Below are 26,497 nucleotides of genomic sequence, written 5' to 3' on the forward strand. Positions count from 1 at the left end.
TCCATTTACTTTGAATTTCAAAGTACTTTTAAAATATTAAATAATGAGAGCAATTTTATTAGAAACCTTATATGAATGGAGTAAGATTCCATATCAAAAATGGTTTAAAAGTGAAGAACCTTGGGATATCTCTGTCTCACAATTACTGCAATACCCCAAAGAAACTCTTGGTTTTTATTTGGGTGCATTTTTATTGAAACATGATTTTTCACCTCAACCTAAACTTGAGAATCATGATGTATTCCACGTACTTACAGCTACTGGAATTACTGTGCCCGAAGAAATTGCAATGCAATACTATCTTCTGGGTAATGGAAAAAAAAGCGCCTACCTATTTACGGTAATACTTATTGGAACTATACTCTACCCAGACAAGTTCAATTTATTTCGAAATGCTTTCAAAAAAGGTAAAAGTGCGTATTCTTTTTACCAACTGGATTTCAGGAAATTACTAGACACTCCTTTAAAAACAATACAAACCACATTTTTAATCTCTACATCATGAAAATAACACAATCTATCAATCGGAACGCACTTATGATTGCCACCTGCAGTTTCTTATTAGGCACGATCATTTTACTAATGCATATCATTATACCTTGGGATCAAATTATAGTAATCGGCCTTTTTTATGTCATAATTGCTATTGTATTAAACGGAATTACATTGATTGGTTTAATCGCTAATTCTATTATAAATTATCACAATTCAAAAGAGAATCTAACCACTATTGGGATCTTTTTACTAAACATTCCTATTACTATAGGATACTTCCTCATCGTAGCTAATAATCCATTTCCAAAAACCTTTCTAGCATGAAGTATTTACAAAAACAATTACCATTCATAAAAGGATATAGTATAGCTGTTATCTTCAGCCTAAGTTTATTGTTTATTAGAGTTTCAAAATTAGATTCTATTTTTTTTCTATTCCTCATCTGGAATCTATTTTTAGCCTGTATACCGTATGCAATTACAACATTACTTAGCTTTCATGAGCTATATAAAAATAGATTCTTGCTCGCTATTGGATTCATAAGTTGGCTTGCTTTTTTACCTAATGCTCCTTATATCCTTACAGACTTACAGCATATCCGCTTGAGCACATTACATTCCGTTTGGTTCGATGTCTTGCTTATACTATCCTTTGCCATCAATGGATTGATCATAGGATTTGCTTCGTTAAGATCGATGCAAAAATTCCTTAGCTATCATTTTTCAAAAAAGACTGTCTCCTTCATTATCCATACTACGCTATTACTATGTGGATTTGGAATTTATATGGGAAGAATACTTCGTTGGAACAGCTGGGATCTATTACAAAATCCAATGCATATACTCGGTGATATATTTAGAAGAATTATTTCTCCTATTGAACATATCAATACCTGGGCTTTTACAATAGGTTTTGGAGGTTTTTTAATTATTACCTATCACCTAATCCGCCATTATCAAAAAGAAACTATTTAAAAACATCATCATTATAAACAAGAAAACTATGGAAACTCAAAAGCAAAAAAAGTACTTTGGACAATGGATAAAAACTTCTGTAACCATCCGTATGCTTATGGTAGGAATTCTCATTTTGGTATTACTTATTCCACTTTCCTACATTAAACTTCTAATTCAGGAACGTGCTGAACGACAACAAGAAGTAATCCGTGAAATCAATCAAAAATGGGGAAATGAAGTTATTTTATATGGTCTTATTCTAAAGATTCCTTATCAAATCCATAATCCACAAAAGCTATGGAATGAAGAAACAAAAAGTTATATAGTAGAAGATAAAATAACTATCAAAAATGCTTATATTCTTCCTAATACTTTGAATATTGATTCGGATGTAGATGTGGATTCGGAAAACTTAAAAAGGGGGATCTATAAATCCGCTGTATTCACTGCTGATATGGATATCCAAGGAGCTTTTACAACCCCTGACTTCGAAACTAAGGATATTGATCAAGAAGATATATTATGGAATAAAGCGACAATAGTTTTAAACTCAACCAATCTAAAAGGAATTAAAAGTAATCTTCAAGTCCAATTAGGCTTAGAAACTTATTCATTACGCTCACGTTATTCTCAAAACAACCACACTAACACTTTAGAAACCAAATTTTTAAAAGAAACCTCACTCCCAAAAGAAAAAACTATAAATTTTACCATCAATCTAAAGATTAATGGTAGTGAAAACTTACAGTTTATACCCGTAGGTAGAGAAACCAATGTAGTTATGAAGTCGAATTGGGGTTCTCCCAGTTTTAACGGAGCACATCTACCTGATTCCAAAACCAGGACACTTGGGCCTGATGGTTTTAAAGTAAACTGGAATGTAATGGAAACAAACAGAGAATTCGAGCAAGAGTTTTATGGAGAACTACCGCAACTAAGCTCAGCTGCTTTTGGAGTAGAACTTCTTATTCCTGTAGATGATTATCAAAAAAGTGAACGAACTGCAAAATATGGATATCTGGTCATAGCTTTAACCTTCTTAGTATTTTTCTTGATACAAACGATTAGTAAAATAAATATTCATCCTTTTCAGTATCTAATGATCGGATTAGCATTGACGATGTTTTACACTTTGCTTATTTCTATATCAGAACACTCCAGTTTTTTATACGCTTATCTTATAGCAGGAACCTCGGTTATACTTCTTATTTCTGTATATTCGAAAGCCATCTTGCGAAGTCTAAAATTTATGGGTTTAATATCTACTTCATTAATCGCTCTATACGCTTTTATTTTTGTAATAATTCAGCTAGAAGATTATGCATTATTGGTAGGAAGTATAGGGTTATTCTTAATTCTAGGAACTATCATGATGGTCTCCAGAAAAATTGAATGGGGTTCATAAAATCACAACTAAAAACAGTAAAATGAATATCTCTAAAAATAGCTACTATTATATATTTGGAACAGTTCTTTTCGTGCTACTAAAATTTGGATTTAAGCAGTCGAATTTAGAAGATCTGACTTTTTTACTTAAACCCACAGATCTTCTTTTGAGTGCTATGGTAGGTTCTTCTTCGGAATATATTGATAATATAGGATACTATCATCAAAAACTTGATGTTGTTATTGACAAATCCTGTGCGGGATTTAATCTTTGGACAATTCTGTTCTTAATGCTATTGTATCTATTCCTTGAGCATTCCAAAACACACTTTATAAAAATGATTGTATTCCCTCTAATTTTATTGTTTTCTTTAGTGATTACTATCTTTGTGAATACTGCTAGAATATTTGTTTCAATTATTTCGCAAAACACTCTTAGTGAACTATTATACCTTCAAACTCATGTGATCCATGAAGGTTTAGGTATTCTCGTTAATCTATCATTTTTGATAGTCACTTATCTAATCACCGACACATTAATTAAAAAATATACGCACCATGCACAACTTACGTAATCCTAAATGGTTGCTAATCATAAATACACTTCCAATTGTTTTGGTATTCTTCCTTTTCTGGGGCCAGTTTAACATTGTTAAAAGTCTTCTAGAAGATTCTCATATTGCATACTGGAAAATATTTGGAAGTATACTGTTTATATTAGGACTCTTGAACTTTGCATACACACTATTCTTGATAGTACGAAAAAGACAAGTATCTGCCATTTATGGATGGATCGCTTTATTAGTGTATATTCCCTTTATCTATCTATACGGCGAATATGCTGATCAAATTATTCCATTTTCAATACCAAGATGGATGATATCAGGGAATATTGTTCTATATCTGGGTACTTTTTTAATGCCTACCCTTTTTTATTCTTTATTGATTGTCGTTCTTCAGTTTACTCCTAAAGAAAAAAAGCATAATGCATTGATAAATTTTGCGGCAGCCATTGCTATTCCAATCTGTTGGTATATTTTCTCACAAGTTATTATTCCTCTTTGGCAGCCATTCGATCATCAGTTTGGGTTCCATATTTTATTGATATTTATCATAATTGGAACCTTATTATTTCTATTCTTTATAGTACGAGGAATTTATATTCTAGCTATTAAAAAAGGAGCTGTCTGGAAAAAATATGATCTTATATGGAAAATACCCATAACAATTGTATTCCCACTTTTAGGACTTGCTATCAACAATGGTATATTATTTAATTCATATAGTATTAATGAATCAGGGATTTTTGGAAATTTCACTAATGTTTGGTTTTATATTTTAGCTATTATCAATGGAATTTTAGTATGCTTACCTACTATCAAAAATAAAACATATCAACTTTTAATATTTATAGGAAGAAGCATTACATTTTCTTACACTTTATATTTCTTTATGGTATTTCTCCCTTTCCTTCCATTATCTGTTATTGCAATAGTAATTGTTGGCACTGGATTTTTAATGCTCTCGCCATTGCTTCTTTTTGTTATTCATGTTCAGGAACTTGTTAAAAACTTCAATACATTAAAAAATCAAATATCCATTAAGTTATTAAGAAGTATTTCTGTTCTAAGTTTTTTAGTACTTCCAACGTGCATAACGATCACTTATAAAATGGATCGATATACTTTAGAAGAAACCTTAGACTATGTATATTCTCCAGACTATACCAAAACATATTTTATCGATACAACATCCTTAAAAAAAACAATACGAACGATCAAGAAACATAAAGATGATAGAAATGGAGCTTTTCTTGAGACTCATCAAACTCCATACTTATCTTCATTTTATAATTGGATTGTTTTGGATAATCTACTCTTATCCAATCCAAAAATAGACGCAATCGAACATATCTTTTTTGGAGCACCACAAGATGAACCATGGCACGATCAACTGCGAAACGATCAAGTTGCTATTTCTAACATACAAAGTAAAAGCATCTATGACAAGACTCAAAATGTATGGAAAAGCTGGGTTCATCTCGAAATAAAAAATGATAGTTCTGATCGATTTAAAGAATATGCCACCACTATAAACTTACCGAACGGTTGTTGGATCAGTGATTATTATCTATATGTTGGAGAGAGAAAAGAAATGGGATTATTAGCAGAAAAAAAATCTGCAATGTGGGTTTTTTCTCAGATAAGAAATGAAAACAAAGATCCTGGAATTTTATATTACTTAACCGGAAATAAAGTTGCTTTTAGAGTTTTTCCTTTCGCTAAAAATGAAACTCGAAAAACTGGGATAGAATTTATACATAAAGAACCAGTTACCTTACAAATTGATGGGCATATTACCACTTTAGGAAGTGAAGTACAGGAAAAAGTATATAGCACCATGGACCTCGGTAATTTGATTTACATTTCATCTAAGAGCAAAAAGAATTTGGCATCTGTAAAAAGGAAACCGTATTTTCATTTTCTTGTAGATGTTTCTGCACATAAAGAGAGGTACTTAAATAACTATAGTAATCGAATTCAAAAGTTAATTAACGAATATCCTCAAATTAGTACTCGGCTTAAAATTAGTTTTGTGAATACCTATACTTCTTCATCCGTAGGTATAGAAAACTGGAAAAAAGAGTTTTCCCAACAATCATTTGAAGGTGGGTACTATTTAGATAGAGCTATCAAAAAAACATTGTTTGATTCGTATCAAAATCCATCAGATTCTTATCCTGTTTTTGTGGCAGTTACGGATTCAATCGAGAAAGCAGTGCTAAACAAAGATTTTTCAGATTTTAAAATTGCATTTCCAGACCATAACAGATTCTATAATCTTTCTAACAATGGGATTCTCGAACCGCATTCTCTTTTAGAAAATCCAAAGAAAAAAATAGTTGATTCTGTTCCTATAACATTTGATCAAAATGTTCTTATCTACAAACATAAAGACCTTTCTGTCACCTATTTATCTGAGGATGAAACACCAAGTATTATTCTTAAAAATGGTCCTTATAATATGAGCAAAGAACCAATTTCTGAAAAAAAATGGCTCGACGGATTAGCCATGCAAGGCATGTGGTTATCCCAAACATTATTTCCTGCACAAGAAAAAAAAGATTGGTTGCAATTGGTACGAAACAGTTTTATGTCTAAAATAATGACTCCTGTTACCTCCTATATTGTCGTAGAAAATGAAGCTCAAAAAGCCATTCTTAAAAAGAAACAAGAACAAGTACTATCAGGTAATAAAAATCTAGATATTGGAGATGATACTGCTAGAATGAGCGAACCTCATCTTCTTATCTTACTTATACTATTAGGAATGTTCATTTGGTATCGAAAACATCGTAAGTCTCATACTTATATGCACTAATTAATAGTAAACTACTTTCAGAGGATTTAAATCTTGATTTCCAAATAAAAGTCGTGCTTCGAATTTTTGAAGTGCGACTTTTTTGTCTACTTTTATCTCATAAAGTTAGACTGATGCGAAAGAATATTTTAATACTCTGCATAGCCCTAAGTGCTGTAACCATTTTTTCTTGTAAAAAAGAGAATGATAAAAAGATCATTACTGAAGAGATAACATTTAAAAAAGAAGGAGAACTCTCCATCTATAACATACAAGATTCTATTCCAAAATCTATAGTAAACTTAGATATCGAAATTGCGGATAACGATTATGAACGCGAAACAGGTTTAATGTATCGCAAAACCATGGAAGAAAAACGAGGAATGCTATTTATTATGGAAACCTTAAGGCCACAGAGTTTTTACATGAAAAATACAGAGATCTCTTTGGATATTATTTATATCGATGAGCAATTTAAAATCGTGAGTTTCCAGAAAAATGCAAAACCATTGGATCCAACCTCGTTACCCTCTGGAAAACCTGCTAGATATGTTTTAGAAATTAATGCAGGGTTATCTGATCAATGGAATCTAAAAGAAGGTGATTCTATTAGTTTTAAGAAAAGTTAGATTGCCCAAAAAAGAAAAACCTCTTGGAAAACAAGTGTTCCAAGAGGTCTTATCTAGGTAGTACAAAAAAAGGATAGCCGCTACTTAATTATTTTTACAACCTTATTGATGTTTTTATTACTGAATTTTATAAAGTATATTCCTTTTGAAACATTCAGTGGAATTGATATGGTTCCGTTTTTACTCGTCACTCTATCCGAATAATACAGAGCACCCTTAACATCTCTAACAGTAATATTTACAGCTTCTGTTGCTCCAGATACATTGAAATTAATGGTATCTTCAAATGGATTTGGATATGGTGCAGAAACATTGATTTCATCTTTTTCTGGACCTTTATTTAATGGCGCACTTACCCAACCATTATCATACCAACCTTCTCCACAAATTTCTAAGTCCTCTGTTTGCTGACTTCCATTACTACTAAAAATTACTTTGGCACAAGTAACACCTGTTAATGTATATTCATACCAGCCATCATTATCATCGTCTGTCATCTGAACTCCTGGCCATGAAGTACTCAAAGCAGCTGGAGACGTCTCCCAATAATACAAACTAACGGTATTCCAATTTGTATTGTTATTGTTGTAATAGATTGTTAAACTATCATCTGTGACATCACCTGGACATGCCACTGGGCAATCTGGATACCAAAGATTTGTCGATGGATCATACCAACCATCTATAGTTCTATTGAGATCATCAGATTGACTTCCGTTATTGTTGTTATTAAAAACCATACCTATATTTCCTGATTCCTGAATCGCAAAGGAATACCATTGAGAACTATCCATTCTAGACATAGGCTGTCCTGGCCAGCTCCATCCTGGTAATGGCTGGTTAGTATCTTGATTAAACAAATACACATAAACATCGGACCAATTCTGAGTATTCCTGTAATGAACTGTATAAGACTGAGGTTGATTGATAATATATTCCTCGGATAGTACACTAGAAGCACCTGTATCATTATAGGCAATCGCAGATAGCGTAGTGGTTTCTGTTAATATAAGCGAATTCGAATACAAAGAACTTGAATCTGACGGTGTGGTTCCATCTAATGTATAATAAATGACACCTTGATTCGTAGCGGTTAAATTAACTGTTACGCTACCTTCATAAGTTCCTCCTTGCGGAGTTACGGATAATGCAGGCAATTCTAATTCTCCAGGACAATCAGAAGGACATTGATCGTACCAAACATTTTCTGATAATACGTACCATCCTTCTACATTTCTAAACTGATCATCTGATTGTTGTCCGCTTCCATTCGTAAATACCAATCCTACTTCAACTGATTCTGCAACTTCATAGCTAAACCAAGGAGAATTTGGTGTTGGAGCCATCAATCTTCCTGGCCAATTCCATCCAGGTAATGGTGTATTATTGTTCTTGTCAAATGCGTACACATACACATCATTCCAATTGGAAGTATTCTTAAAGTACACTTTATAAGAAGGGATGTCTCCGAATGTATAATAACGTGTTATTACGTCAGAAACATTTCCATCTGCGTCATACGCCACAACTTTTAGCTGGATTGGATCACTATCCTCATTTCCTAAATCAAATGGATTAGAGTAAACCGGACTATTTGTTGTAGGCTCCGATCCATCTATCGTATAATAAATTGTCACATCATCATTATCAGAAGTTGTTGATGCTTCTAAAACTACTTCGATAGTATCATCATAATTTCCAGAATTAGGTTCCACAGTAAGTGTGACCTCATCACTACTATTAAAATCACCAACATACACATGCTGAATTGGAGTCTTAAATACATTCCCTTGAGTGTCTGTAGCTTCAACATAGTAATCTACTAATACATTAGACAAACCACGAATTTCTGCATAACATAGATCTGCTATTGCTGTAGGCTCTATAAAAAGATCTATTTCTGGATCCTGAGTAATATTGTCTTTTGGAAATTCTTTTTGTGTCATTGAAATGGTATTCCAGGAACTTACTCCTTCTCCTCCAGCATAGGTGTCGTTTACATTATCAGCGATAGGATTTATACCGTCATTATCGGTTCTATATTTTAAAACTACTGAAGCCAATCCACTTACATCATGAGCAAATGTCCATACATGAAAATCAGAAGAATTTTGAACTTCCTGATACGCATATATTGGGCCAAAACCTTTACCACCAGGATTGTAAGGAAATCTTTGAGGAATAAAAACAGAAGGCGGCGTATTATCCTGATTGATAGATCCTCCTAGCGCATCTAAAGCATGTTCAATAGCAATATTACCAGCTAAGGTTTGCTTTACCTCCATATCGATTGCTTTACCATAGTACATATAACCACTGGTCAGCGATGGTAAAAAGAAGTGCCATGCTTTTTCTGCACTGGAAGCGCCAAATGATGGATCAATTATTTTTGCTATATCTACTCCGTTACTATTATCTTCTGCCATTAATACATAATTTTCTGCAGCTGTAATCACCGCCCAGTTTCTAGCATCTTCTGTCCATCCTTCAGGATTAAATCGATAATCAGTAGTATCATATAAAGGCCATAACCAGTTAATAAATTGTGGATGCCCCCAATCATTGGCTGCATTTACCCAAGAACCATCTTCTACTTTTACAATATCATTTTCAGGAACTGGGTAGGAATTTAAAAATTGCTGAATGGTAGTTGGATCATATCCTTTGGAAGCTGCCTCATTAGCGAAGCCTGGAACAGATTCCTGATAATAACTATCACCACCACCCCAAGCATTATCACCATCATGTGCTAACAAAACAATAGATGGTTGACTTGCATTACTAAATGGCGCAATGTTAGCATCAATTTCTCCTGTACCCATAGAACTAAATCCATTTTGGTAGCTTAATAAATCAGCCATAGGAACTACGTCCATCTTATAAGTTTGTCCTGTTTCTGGATCTATGTATTGCGCTTTATGTGCCTGATAACAATATGGAGCAGCAAAGGTACCACCTCTACCATCTATTTGTCCTTTCCACCAGTTATTACCATTTGTAGCTACTTTATCCGCAGCATTTGGTGGGTCAATATTAACTCCAGAAGTACCATAATCTAATGGATAATCATTTAGCGTTCTTGAGAGATGACTATTTGCGATAACCGACCATTGGAAACCTTCTTCTACCAATACTTTGATTATTCTTTCAGAAAAAGAACACTCTGCAGGCCAAAACCCTTTAGAATATTCGCCTCCAAAAGTTTGATCGGTGATATAACGATGTGTTTTTAATTCCATTCTCAGGGCTCTCTCACTAATTAAAGGAGCTAACGCATGATGAAATGTAAAACCAGTTAGATCCATTCTGGGTTCACCACCAGAAGTTTTCCAACTTTTTGCTTCGATAAAGTCATTTTGCCAACCTTGATTATATCCCCAAACTCCAGCATTTGCTAGACTGTTTACATTTTCTATCAGACAACCAGAATAATTTACTTGTGCACCTCCGTTTGGCAATCCTAAAAGAGTCTGAACTGAGTTCTTAGGACCGTATTGGTAGGCTTTTACCCGATCATACTTCCCAAAAATTTCTTCTAAATCGTTTAGTGGATGACTAATCCCATCAGCATATACATTCCAGGAATCACCTGATACTTTTAAATTATGTGATTCTAAAACTGTTTGATACCGATTAGGGTTTTCTTTACTTTTCTCTGCCCAATAAATGGGTTGTTGCATGTGCCATAAATAAGAAGTGTGGACTTGCTGTGCTATCATTCCTGAATAAAAGAACAATAACAACAAAAATAGATTAGTGTTTTTCATGAATCTTGTGTGTGTGTTATACAATTAAAAAATGCTGTAAAAACAGCTTGCGTATATTCCAAAAACTATTTTCCCAAACAATAGTTTTCCAAGATTCTATACCCATAATAAACATTCATAAAAAGGATATTTATTATGATCCCATCAAACGAAAATTGTAGTAAACAAACAGTCCCATTTGATCCATGTCTATAACAGCAACAACACTTCTCAACAAGACTGTTAAATACTCAATTTTTTAATAGTTATTTGATGATATTTTCAAAAGTAGGTAATAAAAAAAGTAAACTCTATAATTAGAATTCACTCAAACGATATAGTGTTAATAAAAAACTAAAAAATCCCCTAAATTTTTATCAATGTGATTAACTTAAACCCATAAAAAAAGCTGCATTTTTTAAATGCAGCTTTTTGATATTCTAGAAATAGACTTTTCTATGATTCTTCTTCAGTTGTCTTTTTCTTTTCTTTTAAACCTACTTTACTTACAGTATCGAACATTACTGGAGTAGCAATGAACAAAGAAGAGTAGGTTCCTACTAGCACACCGATTATTAACGAGAACATAAATCCTCTTAACGGTTCAGCAAAAATAAAGATCGCTATTAATACTAATAAGGTTGTTAACGAAGTATTTAATGTACGACTTAACGTACTGTTTAACGCTCCATTAATATTCTTATTTAACGGCCATGTAGTGTGCTCTGCGAAATATTCACGGATTCTATCAAATACCACCACGGTATCATTCAGCGAGTATCCAATTACAGTTAGAATAGCTGCAATAAACGCTTGGTCGATTTCCATATTAAATGGCATAAACTTCCAAGTAAGTGAGAATACACCTAACACTACCAATACATCGTGGAAAACTGCCGCTACAGCACCTAAGCTAAATTGCCATCTTCTAAATCTAAATAAGATATATAAGAATACTACAATTAAAGATCCTATAACGGATATAAACGCAGCTTGTTTAATATCATCTGCAATCGTAGGCCCAACCTTCATAGAAGACATGATCCCTACTTGCTTATCTTCATCTCCATTAGAAAATTCATCATAGGTCATCCCACTTGGCAAGTGTGATTTTAATGCCTTAAATAATGAATTAGAAATTTCCGAATCTACAGCTTCTCCGGTTTCATTAATTTTATACTTCGTTGTAATTTTTAATTGGTTTTTGGCTCCTAATGTTTTCGCCTGTGCGCTTCCGAACTCAGCTACTAAATCTTTTTCTACATCTGTAGGTACTACATCTTTAGCAAAACGAACCGTATATGTTCTACCTCCAACAAAATCAACACCTTCATCTAATCCTTGCGTAAATAAAGATCCTAAACCAGCCAATACAATAACAGCAGATATACCATAAGCGATTTTTCTCTTCTTTAAGAAATCAATATTTACATTTTTAAATAAATTCTTAGTAGCCGCTGTAGAGAATGCCAATTCTTTACCATTTCTACCATATCCATCGATAAACAATCTAGTGATGAAAATAGCAGTGAATAAAGATGTAAGAATACCAATTAATAAAGTAGTTGCGAATCCTTTAATAGGACCTGTACCAAAGAATAAAAGAATTAAACCAGTTAAACCTGTAGTAATGTTTGCATCTAAAATCGAAGATAAAGCATTGCTAAAACCGTCTTTAATAGCATCTACTTGTGATTTACCTTTAGCTAGCTCTTCTTTAATTCTTTCGAAGATAAGTACGTTCGCATCCACAGACATACCTATGGTTAATACAATACCTGCAATACCAGGTAATGTTAATACAGCTTTTAATCCAGCTAATACTCCAAATATAAATAAGATATTTACTACCAATGCAACATCTGCGAAAGCACCTGCTTTTCCGTAATAAAAAATCATCCAAATTAAAATCAATACCAATGCAATTCCGAAAGACATGATACCACTATCGATTGCTTCTTGTCCTAATGATGGCCCTACTACTTCGCTCTGGATAATATCTGCTGATGCCGGTAATTTACCTGCTCTTAATACATTTGCCAAATCTTGTCCTTCTTCTACCGTAAAATCTCCTGAGATCTCACTTCTTCCTCCTGAGATCGGACCTTTAGAAACACCTGGTGCAGAATAAACGATATCATCCAATACAATTGCTATCTGACCTCTTGTTTGAGAAGCTCTTCCAGTCATTTCTTCCCATTTCTTAGCTCCTTTACCATCCATCTGCATGGTTACCACCACGTTATTAAGCTGATCATAAGACTGAGCAGCATCTGTAATAACACCACCACTTAATTCTGGAGTATTATCACGATTTCCTTTAAGCGCATATAAATCTACTCTCTCTCCTTCTTTTGCTTGTTTACTCCAAGCAAACTTCACAAATCTTAATGATTGAGGTAATAGTGCTCTAATATCTTTTCTATCTAGATACGAGTTAAACTGCTCCACATCATTTACCGCTACAGAAACTAAAGCTCCAGGAACAGAAGGAGGACCGATTAAATCATTAATAGGATTTACCTGCGCTTCAACATCCGTAGAATCTTCAGAATCCGCTAATAATTTTTCGATTTCTGCATCTGCATCTGTCTGAGTGCTATCTGCCTGAGCAGTATTTACTTCGGTACTATCAGTTTTTACTGTATCTACAACTTTTTCAGATACTACTTCTTCTTTCTCAGTAGTTTTATTTTCTTTAGCTTCTAATTCTTTCTTAAGCTTATCATTCATTCTTCCTAAGAAGATTCCTAATTCCTGAGAATTTTCAACATCCCAAAACTCTAACTGAGCTGTACTCTGTAAAAGTTTTTTCACACGATCAACATCTTTAGCTCCTGGAAGTTCTACCAAAATACGACCAGACTCTCCTAAACGCTGAATATTTGGTTGTGTAACACCAAACTTATCGATACGCTTACGTAATACTTCGAATGCTGATGTTACCGATTCGTCGATTTTTCTTCTTAAAACCGGCTTTACTACATCATTAGACATATCAAAAGTGATATCATCACTTAAGTTTTTATTCGCAAAAATATCTGGAGATGCTAATTGAGCATCAGGAATATTTTCAAACTCTGTAAAAAAGTCATCCACATAGGTGTTCTGACTATCTTTCTGAGTTTCATCAGTAGCATCTAATGCCTGAATGAATGCTGGGTTTTTAGATTTATTTGCTAATCCTTCTAAAATATCTCTTACTGATATTTGAAGAATTACATTGATTCCTCCTTTAAGGTCAAGACCTTTATTTAGTTCCTTTGCTTTTGCTTCGTTATAACTAAAATTCGCAAAAATCGGATCCTTTCCGATAGAATCTAAATACTCTTTTTGAGCTGTTTCTCTAAGTTTAGAGTAATTCTCTACTGTTTCTGGATACTTATTTATCGCAAAAACTTCAGCTTCTTTTTCTTTTGTGTATGTTAAATATGTAAACGATAACTGGTAAAGACATACCAATCCAAATATAATCGCAAACACTCTAACAAGTCCTTTATTTTGCATTGTGGTTTATTTTAGTCAACCCACCAAATGTTTCGAACATTCTTCTATGATTGACAATTGTTAGTATATTAAAAATGTAATTCAACTAGGTCTGAATATGACTTAGTTATTAGGTTTTAGCTACTAGTGTAGTATCAAAATCTACTATTTAGCTATTTTCTATTTTTTTAGAAATTCGATAAACAGTGTATTTCTAAACTAAGAAATAGGTCCTGCTCTTACCTCTGGAATTTTATGAGAAGTATTATCTATTGCGATAGCAATCGCACTATGTACTTTCTGTGCTAATTGTATAAATCGGTTGATCGCCTCATCAGCGTTTTCATTCACAAAACTATAAGAAACACCAGAAGCTCTATCCTGTTTTTGTTCTAATTCTAAAACGTGAATCCCACTAAAACCCGAATCGTTATCGGTACTTTTCTGAATTTTATAAACAGCTACGTGATAGTCTGAAGATTCTTTATCAAAAGGAATTTTAGAATCATTAGAACCGTTTTTATCAAAAAGAATATGATTCCAAGAAATATGATTCTCTGCAAGTATTTGCTGTATGCTTTCTACATCGGCATCGCTGTAATAAGAAATTCTTAGTTTACCGTTATGAAGTTCATTGGATATTCGGGTGTTTTTTACACCAATAGATGCTAACTGTTTTTTTACAGTTTTTACTGCATTTTCAGCTTCTTGTGACGATACAGTAACATTTCTAAAGTCAAGAACAATCTCTTGATTAGGCACGACAGTTTGCCCTTGCATTACTACTAGTAACGCAAAAGCTGAAATTAACATTCCGAAGTACCATTCTTTCTTCATGGTCGCAAATATAGAAAAATTAAAACTTTGAGTCTAGTGTATTTTTAATAAATAGGAAGCATCTTTATCAACCTCTTAATTAAACCATTCGTTCTCGTAATTAATTATTGCAATTTTATATATTTGGATATAATCATATTTATCTAATCCTTATGAAAAGCCTCTTAACATTCATACTCTTTCTTTCTTTTTTAGGCTCTTATTCCCAAAAACAATTTCCTGATTTTGAAGTTTCTGATACAGACAAGAAAACCTCCTCTCTGAATAGTCAATTAAATAAACTTACTATCATAGATTTATGGGCCACTTGGTGCAAACCTTGTATCGCCGAGACTCCCTTTTTGGAGGAGATTAAAAAGAAATACGGTTCTAATCTAGATGTCATCTATATTTCATTAGATTTCAAAAAAGAAAGATGGCACCAATACATATCAAAAAAACAATCAAAAAAGAAACATTTCTGGGTTCCTCCAAACAGTCCTCTTGTTGAATTTATAAGTGAAACCAAAACTTCTGGAGATAAAACTACCACTACTTGGTCAATCCCTAAATTCTTCCTCGTTGATAAAAATGGAGAATTATTATCTGATAATTGTCCTTTACCTTCATCAGGAAATTTGGAAAAACTTTTAGATAAACATTTATAAAAAAAGAAAGAGCTACTATTTAAGACAGTAGCTCTTTCCTAATATATTCGATTAAAACAGATTATAACTCTAACAATCCATTTGTCTTTTTAACTCCTTCTGCACTTTCTGCAAGTTTTGCCTTTTCAGCATCATTAAGCTCGATCTCTACGATTTTTTCGATTCCATTTCTACCCAATACTACAGGCGCACCGATACAAAGATCATTTAATCCATATTCTCCTTCTAACAATGCTGAACACGGAAAAATCTTTTTCTGATCACAAGCAATTGCCTGTACCAAACCAGATACTGCCGCTCCAGGAGCATACCAAGCAGAAGTTCCTAACAATCCGGTAAGCGTAGCTCCACCAACCTTAGTATCTGCTGCTACTTTCTCTAAACGCTCTTCAGAAATAAACTCTGAAACTGGCACACTATTTCTTGTAGCTAATCTTGTAAGAGGAACCATTCCTTTATCACTATGACCTCCGATTACCATTCCGTCTACATCAGAAATAGGCGCTTCTAATGCTTCTGCTAATCGATACTTAAAACGTGCGCTATCTAAAGCACCACCCATACCTATAATTTTGTTTTTAGGAAGATCAGTAGTTTTATGTACAAGATACGTCATCGTATCCATAGGATTACTTACTACAATGATAATAGCATTTGGAGAATGCTCAATTAAACTAGAAGAAACTGATTTTACAATTCCTGCATTAATACCTATTAACTCTTCTCTAGTCATTCCTGGTTTACGAGGAATTCCAGAAGTTATTACAGCAATATCACTTCCTGCAGTTTTAGAGTAATCATTTGTAGTTCCTGTTATTTTAGTATCAAACCCATTTAAAGAAGCGGTTTGCATCAAGTCCATTGCTTTACCTTCTGCATATCCTTCTTTGATATCTAACAACACTACTTCTGAAGCAAAATTCTTTATGGCAATATACTCTGCACAACTTGCGCCTACTGCACCAGCTCCTACTACTGTAACTTTCATTATTTTAATATAATTTTGATTAATATTATCCTAGTGTATTGAATTTCTTCAATATCAGCGCGAAAATACGAATTCTTTAACGATTTTGTTTGTGAATTCTTAGTTAAATTACCAACCAAAATTCATACCTATAGAAAGGTTTTGATAGTTCTGTAATGTGTAATCCAAATTAGCTCTAAAGAAACCTAATTTCACATTTACTCCTAGCGTTGCTTTTAGTCCTGAAGTTTTATTGTCTACAGAAATTGGATCAACAACAGTTTGTGATGCTAATGGACCACTTTGCACCTCATAAGACCCTAAGACATCGGCAGTACTATTACCTGTATAAAAACCAAAACCTCCATAGAGATTAACTTTGGAAAATTTGGTAGAAATAATTCCACTAACCAACCACGAATTTGATTTTAATCTAATTTCTTGATCATTACCTTCTGTTTCACTATCTGCAGCAAAATCATAAAACCCTCTGACATTGGTATACCCTACGAGTCCAGAGAATCTAAAAGGAAGCCTTTTCCAAGAAAAAATCCAATCTGTAAATTCATGTTGTACCGCTAATCCATATAGAAATACTTCTGTATTTTCTCTAACAGCTATTTTTGGTAAGAATCTTGCTTTTACTTCTGTACTTCTAGAAACTCCAATAGAACCTTGCAAAAAACCTGTAGGCGCAATATTTACTTCTTGCCCCCCAATTCCGTCTGGAAGCGTTACTTCTACTTGCGCTAATTGTCCTTGATTTAATACCACAACAATGTCTCCACGATTCCCTCCAAAAGCATTGACTACCTCCTGACTCGCCGGCCCTTCTCGAAATGCTACTCCATCATATTCTGCCGTATTTAGAATAAACGATTGTTTTTCTTCTCTCACAAAAGACAAATTACCCACAAAACCTACTTCGAAACGCCATAGTTTTTTAACCTGTGCACTCTTATACCAACCATTAGACATACTATTAACTAATACCTCTCCTCCTGGAGCAAAATAGTCGGTACTAAAGCGCTGTGCATTTTGTATACCAAGTTCTAGTAATTGATCGACATTAGTTTGTGCATAAGATACTTTGAGCACAAGCATTAAACAAAAGAGTAAAGTTTTTTTCATCTGTTTGTATCTATGGTTTTCTATAATCCGATAAAATTAACAGAACCAAACATTTAAAAATATGGAAGTCTGGCATGTTCATTTCTTTAGATTTGGGTTTTAATAGGCGCAACAATATATAAAAAAATCCGCTATACATGGTATAACGGATTTCGTTCTAAATTATTTAGCAAATACTATCTGATTATTTTCATATACCTGTTGATATAATAAAATATATAAATATTAACTTCCTTTCGGATTATACCCAATCTTAAAACAAACTCCTGACTCAAAATATAAAACCCTTATTGATTTATACTTTTATCTCCTTTAATCCAATCTTCTAGTTCTTTACGCCTATAATTGGATACTGGTAATGTTTTATTATTATCCATTATCAAAAATCCACCATCCTGTCGATTGATCTCTCTTAGATATCTCAAATTTATTAGCACTGAAGGATGTACTCTAAAAAAGCCATATTTTTTTAATTTCACTTCATAATGCTTCAGGTTTCTGCTCACCAATAAAGTATTTAAATTAGTACAATGAATATTAGTATAGCTACCATCTGCAATCAAATGGGTAATTTCGTGTGGTTCTACTAACCTAAAGCCGTTTTGAATAGGAAATGCTATTTTTGGAGCACCTTTATTTACGTTTTGATCAACCTGATCATTTGCTAAATCAGAAATCGATCGATTATATATTATTTTTTCTTGTATTCTCCTAATTGCATCTTGTAAACCAGATATTGATACAGGTTTTAATAAATAGTCAGTTGCTTTAAGACTAAATGCTTTTAGAGCGAACCCCTCATCACCAGTTACAAAAATGATTTCAAAATCAATTTCTTTTAAACTATCTAGCAAAGTAAAAATAGTGTCATCTCTTATATGAATGTCTAAAAAAACTAGGTCTGGTTTTTTTATATCTATTAACTTTTTTGCTTTTTTTAGATTTTCTGCTTTCCCAATAATAGCAACTTCTGGACAGAATTTAAGTAACAATATATTCAATGCCTCTAAACTGTTATTCTCATCATCTACAATAATAGTCCTGATTTTTAACATAATAACATCTCTTTTTTTTTGCATAAAGATAAAGTAAAGCTAAAACAACTCTTGTCTCTTTTTATTGCCTAATATTTTAGAACTAAACTATATATCATCAAATCACCTAAAGTTTTTTTTTCAAAGACAAGAAAAAATAATTCTTTTTTCATTGTATGAACTTCTTACGAATAACAACTTGTTAGACATGTATTTACTGGCTAAAAGACAGATCTTCGGTAAAATTATAGATCAATTATTCTAACAAATGAATTAGATTAATTAATAAATGAACTGAAATAGGACATTCGTCAATTACCCCCTAAAAGAGGAGCATGATTAAAATACCTTTATATCGTCTTAATTAAATAAACTTTTAAAACTTAAAATCATGAAAACTAAATTTTTCACCTTAATTGCCGCTTTCTTACTTACTTTGTCTGCACAAGCTACATGTACAGTAACAACAGATTGTGGAACTTACACTTTTGAAGATGCTACCAGTATCAGCACTAGTGTTACTTCTGTAAATGGAGAATCCACTTTAATTGTCAAAAATCAAAATGGAGTTGTACTACTTAGATTAGAGGATTGTGGGACTAGTGTATCTTCAAGCTGTAGCTCTTCCGGGAATAATGGAGACGGAGACCTTGATATTTGTGACGTTATTCCTGATTTCTTAAAGCCATTCTTCGATTGCGAATAAGCTATTTAAGACGAAGTTAGCTTAAAACCGCGACTATGGAGAAAATTAAAGTATCCCTAGTCGCGTTTTTTATAAAATAAATATTCAGTAAAATATTTAGAATTAGCTCCATTTCAATTTATCACATAATCACGCTTTAGTTTTAGCATCCCTTTCTACGAAAGTTACTTTATTTTATACATTTCAAAACACTTAAATCAATATTGATGCACTTGGTTATTACAACCACAATGCAAATCCATGACAACTATAATTCCTACGCTTTTCTATTCTCAATTAAATTTTCACAAACCGCAACAGAATTATCATTACCAATTCCCTTAAGGAAATTAAAAAATCCGCTATACGTGGTATAACGGATTTCGTTCTAAATTATTTAGCAATATTTATATTAGGCATCAATGTTTGCGTATACTGCATTTTTCTCGATAAATTCTCTTCTTGGTGGAACTTCATCCCCCATTAGCATAGAAAATATTCTATCTGCCTCTGTTAAATTATCTATAGTTACTTGACGCATTGTTCTATACTCAGGATTCATAGTAGTGTCCCAAAGCTGTTCTGCATTCATCTCTCCAAGACCCTTATATCGCTGAATCTTAGTATTATCACCAAACTCTTTAACAATTCGATCACGTTGATCATCATTCCAAGCATATTGCTTTTTAGCACCTTTCTTCACCAAATATAGAGGTGGTGCTGCTATATAAATATGTCCTGCTTCTATCAATTCTTTCATGTAGCGGAAAAAGAATGTTAGAATCAGTGTAGAAATGTGACTACCATCGACATCCGCATCACACATAATTACAATTTTGTGATAACGAAGCTTCGACAGGTTAAGTGCTTTACTGTCCTCTTCTGTTCCGATAGTAACACCTAATGCTGTAAAAATATTCTTAATCTCTTCATTTTCGAATACTTTGTGATGCATTGCCTTTTCTACATTCAGGATTTTACCTCTTAATGGTAATATCGCCTGAAACATTCTATCACGACCTTGTTTAGCAGTTCCACCTGCAGAATCACCCTCCACAAGGAACACTTCACATAACGCAGGATCTTGCTCCGAACAATCAGAAAGCTTACCAGGAAGCCCTCCGATACTCATTACGGTTTTACGCTGCACCATTTCACGCGCCTTTTTAGCAGCGTGTCTTGCTTGAGCAGCTAAAATTACTTTCTGAACGATCGTCTTAGCATCATTTGGATGTTCTTCCAAATAATTTTCTAACATTTCAGATACCGCCTGAGAAACGGCCGAAGTAACCTCTCTGTTTCCAAGTTTCGTTTTTGTTTGTCCTTCAAATTGAGGCTCTGCTACTTTTACAGAAACAATTGCAGTTAAACCTTCCCTAAAATCGTCACCAGCTACCTCAAACTTTAGCTTATCCAGCATTCCAGAAGCATCTGCATATTTCTTTAATGTAGAAGTTAATCCTCTTCTAAATCCAGAAAGATGTGTACCTCCTTCATGCGTATTAATATTATTTACATAAGAGTGAAGGTTTTCAGCATAGGAATCGTTATAGATCATAGCAACTTCTACAGGAATATCATTCTTTTCACCTTCCATAGAAATGACATCACCAATAATAGCATTACGACTTCCGTCTAAGAATTTTACAAATTCTTTTAATCCCTCTTCTGAATGAAAAGTTTCAGACACAAAATTACCATCATCATCTGTATGGCGTTTATCTGTAAGATTGATCGTAATTCCTTTATTAAGATATGCCAATTCTCGCATACGACTCGCTAAAGTATCATAATTGTATTCTAAGGTCTGCTGAAAAATAGTAGCATCCGGCTTAAAGGTTACTATAGTACCGTTAAAATCAGTATCACCTGTAGACTTTACGGGATATAATGGCTTTCCTCTCTCATATTCTTGTTCCCATATTTTACCATCCTTATGTACAATCGCATGTAAATGATCAGAAAGTGCATTCACACAGGAAACCCCTACTCCATGCAAACCTCCTGATACTTTATAGGAGTCTTTATCAAATTTACCTCCTGCACCAATTTTGGTCATTACCACTTCTAATGCAGAAACTCCTTCTTTTTTATGAATTCCGACTGGAATACCACGACCATTATCTTTGGTCGTTATAGAATTATCTTCGTTTATAGTAACATCGATAGCATCACAATGACCTGCTAGTGCTTCATCGATGGAATTATCTACTACTTCATATACCAAATGGTGCAAACCTCTTACGCCAACATCACCTATATACATCGATGGACGCATCCTCACGTGCTCCATTCCTTCTAATGCCTGAATACTATCGGCTGAATAATTATTTTTCTTTGCTTCTTCGCTCATAAATCAGCTATATTAATTACAATTTTTTGGTCAACAAACAAAGATAAAAAAACAGTCAAATGTTCAAAGCGTTTTAGAAAGTATGATTTAAAGAGTTATCAACAATTAGTTAAGAACAAGACCAGAAAAAACAAAAAACCTCTTAAAAGCGTTAAAAATAGCCTTAAAATGGATTTAAGATTAAATTAATAATTGATCAATTAACACACCATTCAACACAAAACTCTGTAAATAAACATTTTAATTCCTTTTTATTGTAAAAAAACAACATCTCCAAACTTAGAAAAATTAAATCTTAAATTGCTGATTTTATAAAAAAACAAAGAGAAAATTCAGCAAACTTATACGATTTCTCATTCACTACCTACGAATACTAAAACACACTTCAAATCGACCTTGTTTACTACAATATAAACTCTCTGTAACGTTAAGTGCTATAGCAAAATGCTACAAATAATTTTAAAATAACTACACACTCAACTTTTATTAAAATGAAAACAAAACAATTAATCAATTTAGGAAGAGCTGCTTTCATAGGTCTTGGAATCTTAGCAAGTTCTTGTACAAACGAAAGTTTTGACGAAATCACGAGTAGTCAAGAAACTGAAGTCGTAAAAAAATTCTTTAATGATGATGTTGTTATCGTAGAAGATCTAAAAAATGGTACTTTTTTAAGTGGAGATATCATTTATGAATCGAGACAATTAACTGATCAAAAAGTCGGCTACAACTCTAATCCAGAACCCAATGAAGATTTAGATGAAAAGTTAGGCTTTTACAGAGGTGTACAAAAATGGCCAAACAACACCATTATTTACGTTTTAGACAATAGCCTTACCAACAATCAGATACAAGTAACTCTAAACTCGATGAGAGAATGGTCTACAAAAACCAATATTCGGTTTAAAGAACGTACTAATGAAAGCTATTACGTTACTATCATAAATAATGGACAGTCTTGTAACTGTGGAAGCGCTAATTTAGGAGTAAACGGAAATAGAGGAAGAATAAATATTGGTACAGGAACTAGCGAAGTTGTAATGATCCATGAAATCGGTCATACTCTGGGATACATTCATGAACAAACCAGATCAGACAGAGACAATTATGTAAGAATACTGTTTGAAAACATACAAGATGGAGCAGAAAGTCAATTTAGAAAGAATGAAAACTCCTTGAACCTTGGAGAGTTCGACATCAAATCTACTATGATGTACGGAGCTTACACTTTTAGTAAAAATGGTCAGCCAACCATAGTACAATTAGATGGCACTACACACCCAAGAAGACGAGCAGAATTATCCGCTGGAGATATTTCAGGAACAAATGAAGCATACCCTTCTGGTGACGGAGATGGCGGTGACGGCGGCGATGGAGATGGTGATGGAAACGAAAATGACATCTGCGATGGTATAGACGAATGGTCTCCAAATATTAGATATAGTGTTGGAGATAAAGTTACTTACCAAGGTTTCTTATATGAAAGAGATTTTTACTCATGGAATCGATTAGGAGAATGTGGAACTTCTCAACCTGCAGATATTTGTGAAGGTGTAGACCCTTATAGCGGTAATAGAAGCTATTCCCCTGGTGATCAAGTTACGTATAACGGTTACTTATATCTTTTACAAGATAATAGGAGATGGTCTAACCAAGGAAGATGCGGTAATTAATTAAAACCACGCACTATACATAACAAAAACCCCAAGAATGCAATATTCTTGGGGTTTTACATCTCAATTAACTCAACTTTCAGCGACTCAAGCTGAAACTCTTAAATTTCTTGATTATTATTTATTGAACGACCTCATCCATTAGGTAAGCATCGTCGTGCACATTTGCTACCGCTCTTCCACTTGGGTCGTTCATATTCTTGAAAGCTTCATCCCACTCCAAAGCGATTTTCGTACTGCATGCCACAGAAGGTTCTTGTGGAACACTTAATGCAGCTGCATCACTTGGAAAATGACCTTCAAAAATAGATCTGTAATAAAACTCTTCTTTGTTTTGTGGTGTTTGAATTGGAAATCTAAAATGAGCATTCGCCATTTGTTCATCAGTCACTTCTCTTTCTACCACTTCTTTTAGTGTATCTATCCAACTATATCCTACTCCATCAGAAAATTGTTCTTTCTGTCTCCAAGCTACACTTTCTGGCAAGTAAGATTCGAAAGCCTTACGAATTACCCACTTTTCCATTCGCTCTCCATTAATCATCTTATCTTGTGGATTGATTCTCATCGCTACATCCATGAACTCTTTATCTAAGAAAGGCACCCTTCCTTCGATACCCCAAGCTGCAAGCGATTTGTTAGCTCTTAGACAATCATACATATGCAGTTTACTTAATTTCCGTACAGTCTCTTCATGAAATTCCTGAGCATTAGGAGCTTTGTGGAAATATAAATATCCCCCAAAAATCTCATCTGCACCTTCACCAGAAAGTACCATCTTCACTCCCATCGACTTAATAACTCTTGCCATTAAATACATAGGTGTAGATGCTCTAACAGTAGTAATATCATAGGTCTCTAGATTATAGATCACATCTTTGATTGCATCTAAACCTTCCTGAATAGTAAACTTGATCTCATGATGTATAGTACCAATATGATCGGCTACCTTTTGTGCTGCTGCCAGATCTGGAGAACCTTCTAAACCAACTGAAAAAGAATGCAATTGTGGCCACCAGGCTTCTTTAGTATCACCAGATTCAACCCTCTTTTCTGAATATTTTTTGGCTATCGCCGAAGTAACTGAAGAATCTAACCCTCCTGACAACAATACTCCATAAGGAACATCAGACATTAATTGTCTGTGCACAGCTGCTTCTAAAGCATCTCTAACCTCATCAATACTAGTTTGATTATCCTTTACTGCATCATATTCAGACCAGTCACGAATGTACCATTTTGTAAGTTCTCCGGTTGTACCATCTAAATAATGACCCGGTGGAAACAACTCGATTTTGGTACAAACACCTTCCAACGCTTTTAATTCGGAAGCTACATAAAAAGTCCCATTTTGATCCCATCCCATATATAAAGGAATGATACCCATATGATCTCGCGCAATTAAATACGAATCTTTTTCCGCATCATATAACGCAAAAGCAAAGATTCCATTTAAATCATCTAAGAACTCAACACCCTTTTCTTTGTATAAAGCTAATATTACCTCGCAATCGGATTCTGTTTGGAAATTATATGTACCATCAAACTGTTTACGAATTTCACGATGATTATAAATTTCTCCATTTGCTGCAAGAACCAATTTTTTATCTTCACTAAAAAGAGGTTGCTTTCCAGAAACTGGATCCACTATAGCTAATCTTTCATGAGCCAAAATTGCCTTTTGATCAGAGTAGATACCACTCCAATCCGGTCCTCTATGACGTATTTTTTTTGACATCTCTAATAGCTGTGGTCTTAAAACCTCAGCCTTTTCTTTTAATTCAAAAGCGCAAACTATTCCACACATATCTTTCTTTTTCTATTAATTGAGAAGTCAAAGATGAAGTAATAGTTACAATATTTAAACAGAAAAGATTCTTTTAGTTTCAAATAAAAACATAAAAGTATTTTTATTTATCAAAATGAAATATTTTTTATAATAAAAGCTAATAAAAGTATCAAGTTGTTATTTTCTCTTTTAACAGAACTTTAATGAGGTGATTAACATTTCATATGTATGTTCGCTTCTATCTTTACGACGATTATAAAAATAAAATCACAAATTATGAAAAAATCACTCTTATTTGCTATCCTACTTTTTATAGGAACTGTTACTAGCATGAATGCTCAGAAATTTGCTGGGTTACAAAAAAGTCCAACCGATATTTCTTATGCTAAAACGGATAGAAATGCCAAACCCGACGTTAAAGTAATCTACAGTAGACCTCAGAAAAAAGGAAGAACGATGCTTGGAGAAAAAGTTGCATATGGAAAAGTGTGGAGAACAGGAGCTGATGAAGCTACCGAAATCAAACTTTTCAAGGACATGAAACTAGGAGAAAAAACTGTAAAAGCAGGAACATATTCTTTATTCACTATCCCAGGTGAAAAAGAGTGGACTATTATATTAAACTCTGACTTGGATGTATGGGGAGCTTATTCTTATGATGAAGGCAAAGATGTAGCTAGAATTAAAGTTCCAGCAGGAACAGGAGATGAACTAGAAGCTTTTTCAATAGCGTTTAAAAAAGTAGATAAAGGATACCATATGGTATTAGGATGGGAAACTACAAGAGTAGAAGTTCCTTTTTATAATTAATTCCTCGGATTGGAAATAAAACAAAAACGAGATTAATTATAGTAATTAATCTCGTTTTTATCTTTCCCTAATAATCTCTTATCTTCAATGAATATATACCATAATAAGGATTATAAGTTTAAAAATCTTTTACCGATGTATAGCGTGACTAGACGCTCCTGGTAATTCTTTAAGGAAGTCCATGACAACCCTAAATGTTAATCTGAATTTAGTGTAAAATAGCCCCATAATATTTCCAATTTATTACGATACAAGATACTATCTAAAAGGTTCTAAATCAACAATTTTAACAAAAAATGTAAGTACTTTTAGATATTTGGTAAAAAATTACCGATTAACAACGCATTTTTCCAATTATACAAGTATTTTCTTTCCTACTTAATTTGAAGTTCTAAAGGCATTTATCTTACTTTTTAACAAAGCCTCTTCCCATACACTTACGAATCAATTAAAGAATAATTTCTTTTTACTCAAATCAATTAATTAGAAATTACACCTAGAATACCTCTACCT

19 protein-coding genes are annotated in these 26,497 nt (G+C 33.4%); 11 read left to right on the forward strand and 8 right to left on the reverse strand.

The genetic code is table 11. The features are described from left to right. Window positions 1-43 precede the first annotated feature (43 nt). The 7 genes from Q1A73_RS21930 to Q1A73_RS21960 all read left to right on the forward strand — a co-directional run bounded on the left by Q1A73_RS21930 (window position 44) and on the right by Q1A73_RS21960 (window position 6,826). Window positions 44-505, forward strand: a complete 462-nt coding sequence (locus Q1A73_RS21930; protein WP_299610197.1) for a hypothetical protein — start codon at window positions 44-46, stop codon at window positions 503-505. Beyond that, on the forward strand, window positions 502-819 hold the full coding sequence (locus Q1A73_RS21935; RefSeq protein ID WP_299610199.1) for a hypothetical protein: 318 nt from the start codon (window positions 502-504) through the stop codon (window positions 817-819). Before Q1A73_RS21930 ends, Q1A73_RS21935 begins: the two co-directional genes overlap by 4 nt. Next, window positions 816-1,469, forward strand: a complete 654-nt coding sequence (locus Q1A73_RS21940; protein ID WP_299610200.1) for a DUF1361 domain-containing protein — start codon at window positions 816-818, stop codon at window positions 1,467-1,469. Before Q1A73_RS21935 ends, Q1A73_RS21940 begins: the two co-directional genes overlap by 4 nt. A 28-nt stretch (window positions 1,470-1,497) precedes the next feature. After that, a complete protein-coding gene (creD, locus tag Q1A73_RS21945; RefSeq protein WP_299610202.1) occupies window positions 1,498-2,856 on the forward strand; it encodes a cell envelope integrity protein CreD in 1,359 nt (452 codons plus the stop codon). A gap of 22 nt (window positions 2,857-2,878) precedes the next feature. Continuing rightward, window positions 2,879-3,412, forward strand: a complete 534-nt coding sequence (gene xrtK, locus Q1A73_RS21950; RefSeq protein ID WP_299610203.1) for an exosortase K — start codon at window positions 2,879-2,881, stop codon at window positions 3,410-3,412. Continuing rightward, window positions 3,396-6,218 carry an MSEP-CTERM sorting domain-containing protein gene (locus Q1A73_RS21955; RefSeq protein WP_299610205.1) on the forward strand — a complete coding sequence of 941 codons (2,823 nt, stop codon included), beginning with the start codon at window positions 3,396-3,398 and terminating at the stop codon, window positions 6,216-6,218. Before xrtK ends, Q1A73_RS21955 begins: the two co-directional genes overlap by 17 nt. 113 nt (window positions 6,219-6,331) lie before the next feature. Continuing rightward, the gene (locus Q1A73_RS21960) at window positions 6,332-6,826 is read left to right on the forward strand and encodes a DUF192 domain-containing protein (RefSeq protein WP_299610206.1); all 495 of its coding nucleotides are present in this window, start codon (window positions 6,332-6,334) and stop codon (window positions 6,824-6,826) included. 80 nt (window positions 6,827-6,906) lie between these two features. Here Q1A73_RS21960 and Q1A73_RS21965 read toward each other — a convergent pair whose 3' ends face one another. The 3 genes from Q1A73_RS21965 to Q1A73_RS21975 all read right to left on the reverse strand — a co-directional run bounded on the left by Q1A73_RS21965 (window position 6,907) and on the right by Q1A73_RS21975 (window position 14,895). After that, window positions 6,907-10,593 (reverse strand): starch-binding protein, encoded by a 3,687-nt coding sequence (locus Q1A73_RS21965; protein ID WP_299610208.1) that lies wholly within the window; start codon window positions 10,591-10,593, stop codon window positions 6,907-6,909. Between the two features lie 435 nt (window positions 10,594-11,028). Continuing rightward, on the reverse strand, window positions 11,029-14,079 hold the full coding sequence (gene secDF / locus Q1A73_RS21970) for a protein translocase subunit SecDF (protein WP_299610209.1): 3,051 nt from the start codon (window positions 14,077-14,079) through the stop codon (window positions 11,029-11,031). A gap of 198 nt (window positions 14,080-14,277) precedes the next feature. After that, complete coding sequence (locus Q1A73_RS21975) at window positions 14,278-14,895, reverse strand: hypothetical protein (protein WP_299610211.1); 618 nt, start codon at window positions 14,893-14,895, stop codon at window positions 14,278-14,280. Window positions 14,896-15,047: 152 nt separating this feature from the next. Between Q1A73_RS21975 and Q1A73_RS21980 the strand changes: the two genes are divergently transcribed. Continuing rightward, window positions 15,048-15,542 (forward strand): TlpA disulfide reductase family protein, encoded by a 495-nt coding sequence (locus Q1A73_RS21980; protein WP_299610212.1) that lies wholly within the window; start codon window positions 15,048-15,050, stop codon window positions 15,540-15,542. A gap of 61 nt (window positions 15,543-15,603) precedes the next feature. Here Q1A73_RS21980 and mdh read toward each other — a convergent pair whose 3' ends face one another. The 3 genes from mdh to Q1A73_RS21995 all read right to left on the reverse strand — a co-directional run bounded on the left by mdh (window position 15,604) and on the right by Q1A73_RS21995 (window position 18,719). Further along, the gene (mdh, locus tag Q1A73_RS21985) at window positions 15,604-16,530 is read right to left on the reverse strand and encodes a malate dehydrogenase (protein ID WP_299610214.1); all 927 of its coding nucleotides are present in this window, start codon (window positions 16,528-16,530) and stop codon (window positions 15,604-15,606) included. Window positions 16,531-16,638: 108 nt separating this feature from the next. Beyond that, complete coding sequence (locus Q1A73_RS21990) at window positions 16,639-17,640, reverse strand: DUF6588 family protein (RefSeq protein ID WP_299610215.1); 1,002 nt, start codon at window positions 17,638-17,640, stop codon at window positions 16,639-16,641. 287 nt (window positions 17,641-17,927) lie between these two features. Further along, on the reverse strand, window positions 17,928-18,719 hold the full coding sequence (locus Q1A73_RS21995; RefSeq protein ID WP_299610216.1) for a LytTR family DNA-binding domain-containing protein: 792 nt from the start codon (window positions 18,717-18,719) through the stop codon (window positions 17,928-17,930). 346 nt (window positions 18,720-19,065) lie between these two features. On the opposite strand from Q1A73_RS21995, the gene Q1A73_RS22000 reads away from it, so the two are divergent. Continuing rightward, window positions 19,066-19,380 (forward strand): hypothetical protein, encoded by a 315-nt coding sequence (locus Q1A73_RS22000; RefSeq protein ID WP_299610218.1) that lies wholly within the window; start codon window positions 19,066-19,068, stop codon window positions 19,378-19,380. A gap of 391 nt (window positions 19,381-19,771) precedes the next feature. Here the strand turns inward: Q1A73_RS22000 and gyrB are convergent, their stop codons facing one another. Further along, window positions 19,772-21,712, reverse strand: a complete 1,941-nt coding sequence (gene gyrB, locus Q1A73_RS22005; RefSeq protein WP_299610219.1) for a DNA topoisomerase (ATP-hydrolyzing) subunit B — start codon at window positions 21,710-21,712, stop codon at window positions 19,772-19,774. A gap of 491 nt (window positions 21,713-22,203) precedes the next feature. On the opposite strand from gyrB, the gene Q1A73_RS22010 reads away from it, so the two are divergent. Beyond that, complete coding sequence (locus Q1A73_RS22010) at window positions 22,204-23,385, forward strand: M12 family metallopeptidase (RefSeq protein WP_299610221.1); 1,182 nt, start codon at window positions 22,204-22,206, stop codon at window positions 23,383-23,385. Between the two features lie 121 nt (window positions 23,386-23,506). Here the strand turns inward: Q1A73_RS22010 and asnB are convergent, their stop codons facing one another. After that, window positions 23,507-25,192: an asparagine synthase B gene (gene asnB, locus Q1A73_RS22015; protein WP_299610223.1), complete on the reverse strand. Its 1,686-nt coding sequence runs from the start codon at window positions 25,190-25,192 to the stop codon at window positions 23,507-23,509. Between the two features lie 258 nt (window positions 25,193-25,450). On the opposite strand from asnB, the gene Q1A73_RS22020 reads away from it, so the two are divergent. Further along, window positions 25,451-25,984, forward strand: a complete 534-nt coding sequence (locus tag Q1A73_RS22020) for a DUF2911 domain-containing protein (RefSeq protein ID WP_299610225.1) — start codon at window positions 25,451-25,453, stop codon at window positions 25,982-25,984. Window positions 25,985-26,497 lie beyond the last annotated feature (513 nt).

Origin of the sequence: uncultured Aquimarina sp., from assembly GCF_947492115.1 — a bacterium.
In the GTDB taxonomy this organism is placed as follows: Bacteria; Bacteroidota; Bacteroidia; order Flavobacteriales; family Flavobacteriaceae; genus Aquimarina.